This window comes from Paracoccus sp. J39 (genome assembly GCF_000518925.1).
Classification (GTDB): domain Bacteria; phylum Pseudomonadota; class Alphaproteobacteria; order Rhodobacterales; family Rhodobacteraceae; genus Paracoccus.
This window is the reverse complement of sequence record NZ_JAEN01000028.1, coordinates 48,153-54,742: the sequence shown is the minus strand read 5'-3', so window position 1 is coordinate 54,742 and position 6,590 is coordinate 48,153. Positions and strand designations below refer to the sequence as shown.

6 protein-coding genes and 1 pseudogene (1 of these 7 only partly in view) are annotated in these 6,590 nt (G+C 70.2%); 5 read left to right on the top strand and 2 right to left on the bottom strand.

Annotation, left to right across the window (positions count from 1 at the left end):
* The 5 genes from L632_RS0119370 to L632_RS0119350 all read left to right on the top strand — a co-directional run.
* Positions 1-222: glycine cleavage T C-terminal barrel domain-containing protein (locus L632_RS0119370; protein WP_028714565.1), on the top strand; the 222-nt coding region annotated here is incomplete at its 5' end.
* A 69-nt stretch (positions 223-291) separates the two neighbouring features.
* Positions 292-900 carry a dimethylamine monooxygenase subunit DmmA family protein gene (locus L632_RS0119365; protein ID WP_028714564.1) on the top strand — a complete coding sequence of 203 codons (609 nt, stop codon included), beginning with the start codon at positions 292-294 and terminating at the stop codon, positions 898-900.
* A complete protein-coding gene (locus L632_RS0119360; protein ID WP_028717399.1) occupies positions 897-1,844 on the top strand; it encodes a PDR/VanB family oxidoreductase in 948 nt (315 codons plus the stop codon). The genes L632_RS0119365 and L632_RS0119360 overlap by 4 nt, the downstream gene beginning before the upstream one ends.
* 10 nt (positions 1,845-1,854) lie before the next feature.
* Positions 1,855-2,901, top strand: a complete 1,047-nt coding sequence (locus tag L632_RS0119355; RefSeq protein ID WP_028714562.1) for a DUF3445 domain-containing protein — start codon at positions 1,855-1,857, stop codon at positions 2,899-2,901.
* A gap of 183 nt (positions 2,902-3,084) precedes the next feature.
* Positions 3,085-4,875 carry an APC family permease gene (locus L632_RS0119350; protein WP_028717398.1) on the top strand — a complete coding sequence of 597 codons (1,791 nt, stop codon included), beginning with the start codon at positions 3,085-3,087 and terminating at the stop codon, positions 4,873-4,875.
* Positions 4,876-4,945: 70 nt separating this feature from the next.
* On the opposite strand, the gene L632_RS0119345 is transcribed toward L632_RS0119350, so the two are convergent.
* Both L632_RS0119345 and L632_RS0119340 read right to left on the bottom strand, forming a co-directional pair.
* A complete protein-coding gene (locus tag L632_RS0119345) occupies positions 4,946-6,184 on the bottom strand; it encodes a glycerate kinase (RefSeq protein WP_232221006.1) in 1,239 nt (412 codons plus the stop codon).
* A 17-nt stretch (positions 6,185-6,201) separates the two neighbouring features.
* A pseudogene (locus L632_RS0119340) lies at positions 6,202-6,590 on the bottom strand (CoA ester lyase); it runs 586 nt beyond the window's last position.

Below are 6,590 nucleotides of genomic sequence, written 5' to 3'. Positions count from 1 at the left end.
GGCGCTCCGATCATCCGGGACGGCAAGGAGGTGGGCGTGGTGACCATCGGGTTTTACAGCCCTTTGAACGGGCACAATATCGGCATTGCGCGGATGCCGGTGGATTGCGCGGTTCCGGGCACGCCGCTGACGATCCGCAACCCGGGCGGCGAGATCGCCGCCACGGCGCAGCCGATGCCCTTCCACGACCCCGAGAAGAAGCGCCGCACCGCCAAGGGCTGAACCGACCCCGGGGCGCGCGGGCGGCGCCAGGACCGCCCCGCCCCCTCCGCGACAGGGAGAACGCCGCCAATGCGAGCCACGGAATTTTCATCTTCCATCCCCAGCCGCCCGGTCTATGGCGGGCTGCGCCCGCACGGGGCGCTGGCCTCGCTGATGCTGGCCGAGGGCGCGGGCGGCGAGGCGCTGGCCGCGCTGGCCCGGGCCGACCCCTCGGTCATGCGCCGGGCGCAGCTGTTCTGGATCCCCGCCGGCGCCGGTCCCGAACTGGGGTCGCGGCTGCGGGCGCTGGGGCCGGCCGGCTATGTCGAGGGGCCGAGCTGGGCGGCGCTGCGGCCGCGCTTCGCCCGGGCCCTGGCCGAGGCGCATATGGGCACCCGGCTCTATCTTGCCGGCGGCGAGGGGCTGATCGGCCAGGCCACGGCCGAGGCGCTGGCCGCCGGAATGCCGCTGGAGGCGATCGATGCCGAGCATCGCGGCGGCTTCGCCCGGCGGGTGCAATGCGTGCATTGCAAGGGCATCACCGAGAACGTCGCCACCGACCCGTTCGCCTGTTCGCATTGCGGGCTGAACCTGTTCGTGCGCGACCATTACTCGCGCCGCATCGGCGCCTTCCAGGGGGTCTGCGTCGATGCCGAGACCCCGGGCCAGGTGCCCGAGCCGCAGGAGATCAAGCCATGACGTCCCTGATGCTGCGCGTGGCGGCGGCCGAGCCGCTGACGCCGCTGGTCAAGCGCTTCCGCTTCGAACACCCGCAGGGCGCGGCCCTGCCGCTGTTTTCCGGCGGCGCGCATGTGGTGGTCGAGATGCCGGACGGCGAGGTGCTGCGCCGCAACGCCTATTCGCTGATCTCGGACCCGCAGGACGGCTCGGGCTACGAGATCGCGGTGCGGCGCGAGGATGGCGGGCGCGGCGGCTCGCGCTTCATGCATGGCCGGGTGCGGGCGGGCGACCTGCTGCGCGTCTCGCTGCCGCTGAACCTCTTCGCGCTGGACCTGCGGGCCCGCAAGCACGTGCTGATCGCCGGCGGCATCGGCATCACCCCTTTCGTCGCCCAGGTCCGCCAGCTTCTGCGCATGCAGCTGCCCTTCGAGCTGCATTACGCCGCCCGCTCGCGCGCCGAGGCGGCCGGGCTGAAGCTGCTGCCGGATGTGCCGCATATCCATGCCCATATCTCGGAGGAGGGCAACCGCATGGATCTGGGCGCGATCCTGTCGGGCCAGCCGCTTGGCACGCATGTCTATACCTGCGGCCCCGAGGGGCTGATCGGTGCGGTGGCGGAAGCGGGCGCCCGGCTGGGCTGGCCGCAGACCGCGCTGCATTCCGAGGTCTTCCAGGCGCCGCCGCCCGGCCGGCCCTTCGCGGTGGTGCTGGCGCGTTCGGGGCGGACCATCGCGGTCGGCGCGCATCAGAGCCTGCTCGAGGCGCTGGAGGCGGCCGGGGCCGAGATCGACTGGTCCTGCCGCGGCGGCGCCTGCGGGCGCTGCGAGACGCGGGTGCTGTCCTGCCACGGCCGCATCGAGCATCACGACCACTGGCTGTCCGAGGACGAGCGCTCCTCGCAGAGCCGCATCATGCCCTGCGTCTCGCGCTTCCGCGGCGAGACGCTGATCATCGACCGATAGGAGCCCGGCCATGACCATCCGGTTCAACGACGAGACCTTCCGCGACGATTACAGCTTCCGCAACTCGGCCGAAGCCATCCGGCGCTTTCCGTTCCCGTTCGACAAGGACGACTACATGTATTCCGTCAACATGGAGCCGCACGGGACGGGGGGCCGCGCCGGCAGCGTCTTCGAGAAGCGCTTCGACGTGGACGAGCATTACGTGGCCGAGATGCGCGACCGGGCGATCACCCTGGCCGGGGACCCGCTGCGCTGCCAGTCGCTGCCGCATATGGCGCTGGCGGGCTGGGACCTGCTGGAGCTGATCATGCAGTGCAAGGCCGAGGATTACCCCGAGCTGTTCCAGCTGCATCGCGACGGCGACCGCTGGCACTGGATCAACCGGCCGCTGGGGATCGAGCAGCGCTTCACCTTCCTCGACCCGACGACGCTGCCCTGCGGGCCGCTGGAATACGTCACCCGCCAGGCGCAGGGCGATTTCGCGCTGCTGGACCAGCGCGAGGGCAACCTGTGGATGGATGCGGGCATGGTGACCAGCCAGGCGGACTGGTCGCTGGATTTCGACATCGGCATGAACTTCTTCGAATGGCATGCGCCGGTGCCGAAGGCGGCCGAGCTGGGCATCTTCCAGCGGGCGCTGAAATTCCTGCTGGCGGTGCAGCAGGGCGCGCCGTCGCGGCGGCTGAACTGGACGATGACGGTCAATCCGCGTCTGGACACCAGCCCCGAGAACTATCACCTCTGGGGCCCCGAGAAGCGCACCATCACCCCCGAGAATGTCGGGGCCAGGCAATATCTGCGGGTGGAGCTGCAGAGCTTCTGGCGGCTGCCGCGCTCGAACGCGCTGGCCTTTCCGATCCGCTGCTACCTGATCGCGCTCGAGGATCTGGTGACGGTGCCGAAATGGGCGCGCCGGCTGCACCGGGTGATCCGCGACCTGCCCGACGAGCTGGCCGACTACAAGGGCTTCGCCGTCAACCGCCAGATCATCATCGACTATCTCGCGAAGTTCGACGACGGGAAGCCGACCTCGCCCGGAATCTTCGCCGACGAGTAGGGCTGGGACAACCCGACCGGGCAACAGCCGCCCCCGATGCGGGGCCGAGCCGGCCGGCCATGTGGCCGCCGGAAGGGCGTCGTCATGCCGCCGTTCCCCGAATGGCGGGTATTCGAGAAGCACAAGCCGCGTTCCCGCCGGCGGGGGCGGCCGGAACAGAAAAGCCGGCAGGGGAGTCTTGCAATGACATATACGACCACAACGGCGGAGACGCCGCAAGAGAACGGCCATATGGTCCGTTCGCTCAGCTGGACGGGCGCATTCTGGATCGCCGCGGGCGTGCCGCCGCTGGTGCTGTTTTCGTTGGGTGGCATCGCCGGCACGACCGGCAAGGTCGCCTTCGTCGTCTGGATCGTCTCGATGATGATGGGCTTCGTGCAGTCCTTCACCTATGCCGAGATGGCGGGCATGTTCGGCAACAAGTCCGGCGGCGCCTCGGTCTATGGCGCCATGGCCTGGCTGCGCTATGCCAAGCCGGTGGCGCCGCTGTCGATTTGGTGCAACTGGTTCGCCTGGTCGCCGGTCCTGTCGCTGGGTTGCGCCATCGCGGCGGGCTATATCCTGAACGCGCTGTTCCCGGTGCCGCTGGCCACATCGCAGCCGGTGCTGGACTGGGTCGCCGCCCATGCGGGTTCCCTCACCGCCGACAGTCCGCGCGTGGCCGAATACCTGGCCGCCCATCCCGGCCTTGGCAGCGCCGAGGCGATCCGGGCGCTGCTGACCAGCGACGCGGTGGCGGCGCTGACCCCGGCGATCCGCAGCTGGACGGCCTTCAACCTGGAAATTCCGGGCCTGTTCACGCTTTACTTCAACACCACCTTCGTCATCGGCGCGCTGCTGATGCTGATCCTGATCGCGATCCAGTATCGCGGCGTCGCCTCGACCGCGACGGCGCAGAAATGGATGGCGATCATCGTGCTGGTGCCGCTGATGCTGGTCGGGCTGGTGCCGATCTTCACCGGCTCGATCGACTATGCCAACATCACCAACATCCTGCCGCCCGCGAGCGCCTATTCGGCCGAGCCGGGCAGCTGGAACCTGGGCGGCTGGACGCTGGTTCTGGGCGGGCTCTATATCGCGGCCTGGTCCACCTATGCCTTCGAGACCGCCGTCTGCTACACGCGCGAGCTGAAGGACCCCAAGCGCGACACCTTCCGCGCGATCTTCTTCACCGGCCTGCTCTGCATGGCGTTCTTCTGCCTGATTCCGTTCTCGTTTCAGGGGGTTCTGGGCATCGAGGGGATGCTGGCGCCCGAGATCGTCGACGGCACCGGCATCGCCCAGGCCCTGGGCGGCATGATCGGCGCCGGGCCGGTGGTGGCGCAGCTGTTCACCGTCCTGATGCTGCTGGCGCTGTTCATGGCGATCATGACGGCCTGCGCCGGCTCGGCCCGGACGCTCTACCAGGGGTCGCGGGACGGGTTGCTGCCGAAATACCTGGGCCATGTGAACGAACAGGGCGCCCCGGTCAACGCGATGTGGACGAATTTCGTGGTGAACCTGTTCCTGCTGGCGCTGGCCTCGGATGCGAACGGCTATTTCTACGTGCTGGCCATCTCGAACGTGGGCTACCTGACCTTCAACTTCCTGAACCTCAATGCCGGCTGGATCCATCGCATCGACTCGCCGCATCTGGAGCGGCCCTGGCGCGCGCCGACCTGGCTGATCGGGCTGAACACCCTGCTGGCCTTCGTCAATGCGCTGTTCCTGGGCGCGGGGGCCAAGGTCTGGGGCTATTCCAACGCGCTGGTTTCGGGCGCGATCTTCGCGGCGCTGATCGTACCGATCTTTCTGTGGCGCCACTATGTCACCGATAAGGGCCGCTTCCCGGCCGAGGCGATGGAGGATCTGGGCCTGGCCAACGACGCGACCAGCTTCGGGCCGAGGCGGGCGGGCATCCTGCCCTATCTGGCGCTGGCGGCGGGCCTGGCCGTGGTCGTGGTGGCAAACATGGTCTTCCAGCTGCCGGGCTGAGGCCGGATCCCTGAAACGCGACGGCCGCCCCCACGGGCGGCCGTTTGCGTTTGCGTTGCGGGCGGATGGGTCAGGCCAGCAGCAGCACCTGGACATCGGCGACATTCGTGCCGGTCGCGCCGGTCAGCAGCAGATCGCCCGCCGCCTTCAGCGCCGCGTGGCTGTCGTTGTTGGCCAGCAGCGCCGGGCCGTCGCGGCCGGCCGCCCGGATGCGGTCGGCGGTGCCGGCGTCCACGATGCCGCCGGCGGCGTCGGTCGGGCCGTCGCGCCCGTCCGTTCCGCCGCTGAGAAAGACCCAGTGCCCCGGCCAGTCCCGGCCCATCAGGGCGATGCGCAGCGCCAGTTCCTGGTTGCGCCCGCCCTTGCCGGTGCCGCGCAGCGCGACGGTGGTCTCGCCGCCGAAGATCAGCGCCTCGGGCCGGTCGCGCCGGCTGCCGGCCGCCTCGGCGATGCGGGCGGTGGCCTCGGCCACGTCGCCGGTCAGCCGGTCGCTGACGATGCGGGCCGCCCAGCCCTCGGGCACGGCGGCAAGCATCGCGGCAAGCGAGATCTCGTTGCTGCCGATCAGGTGGTTCTCGGCCTCGGGCAGGGGGGCAGGAGGTGCGCCGGTTTCCAGCAACTCGCGCACCTTCGGCGGCAGCTTCTCCAGCAGCCCCCGCCCGGCCAGCAGCTCCAGCGCCTCGCGCGGGCTGCCGAGCGGCGCGACGGTCGGGCCGCTGGCGATGGCGCCCAGGTCGTTGCCGATGACGTCCGAGAGGATCAGCGCCGTCACCGGGGCAGGGGCGGCATGGCGCAGGAAGCCGCCGCCCTTCAGGTCGGAAAGCTGCTGGCGGACCAGGTTCACCTGGCCGATCTCCAGCCCGCTGGCCAAGAGCAGCCGGTTCACCTGCTGCTTGTCGGCCAGGGTCAGCGGCGGCCGCGGCGCCGGAACCAGTGCCGAGCCGCCGCCCGAGATCAGCGCGATCACCCGGTCCTGCGGCCCCGCCCGGTCCAGCAGCGCGATGATCTCCCGCCCGGCAGCCAGCCCGGCCTCGTCGGGCTCGGGATGGCCGGCGGTCAGGACGCGGGCGCCGGGAATGTCCCGGCCATTGCCGTCATGCGTCACCGCCAGCGCCGTCATCGGGCCGGAGACATGGGCCATCGCCTCGGCCAGCATGGCGGGCGCGGCCTTGCCGATGGCGATCAGGATGGTCTGCCCCCCCGCCGCAGGTGCGGCAGGGGGGTGGTCTTGGAAATGCCGGCGCACGGCCAGGGCAGGATCGGCCGCGCGCACGGCGGCGTCATAGAGCTTCCGCGCCAGGGCCCGCATATCGGCGATCCTTGCCGTCATGCCGCGATCTGGCGGGCTTTCTGGACCAGCACCTCGGCCTGGCGGATCGAGGCATAGTCGATCAGCCGGCCGTCCAGCGAGACGGCGCCCTTGCCCTCGGCCTCGGCCTTGGCCATGGCGTCGAGGATCTTCTGCGCGCGCTCGACCTCGGCGGCCGAGGGGCTCATCACCTCGTTGGCCAGCGCGATCTGGCTGGGATGGATGGCCCATTTCCCCTCGCAGCCCAGCACCGCGGCGCGATAGGCGGCGGCCTTGTAGCCCTCGGGGTCCGAGAAATCGCCGAAGGGCCCGTCGATNGGCCGNAAGCCGTTGGCNCGCGCCGCGACGACCATNNNNGNNANNGCATAATGCCACATGTCGCCCCANTGGNNNTGGCGGCCGCCNT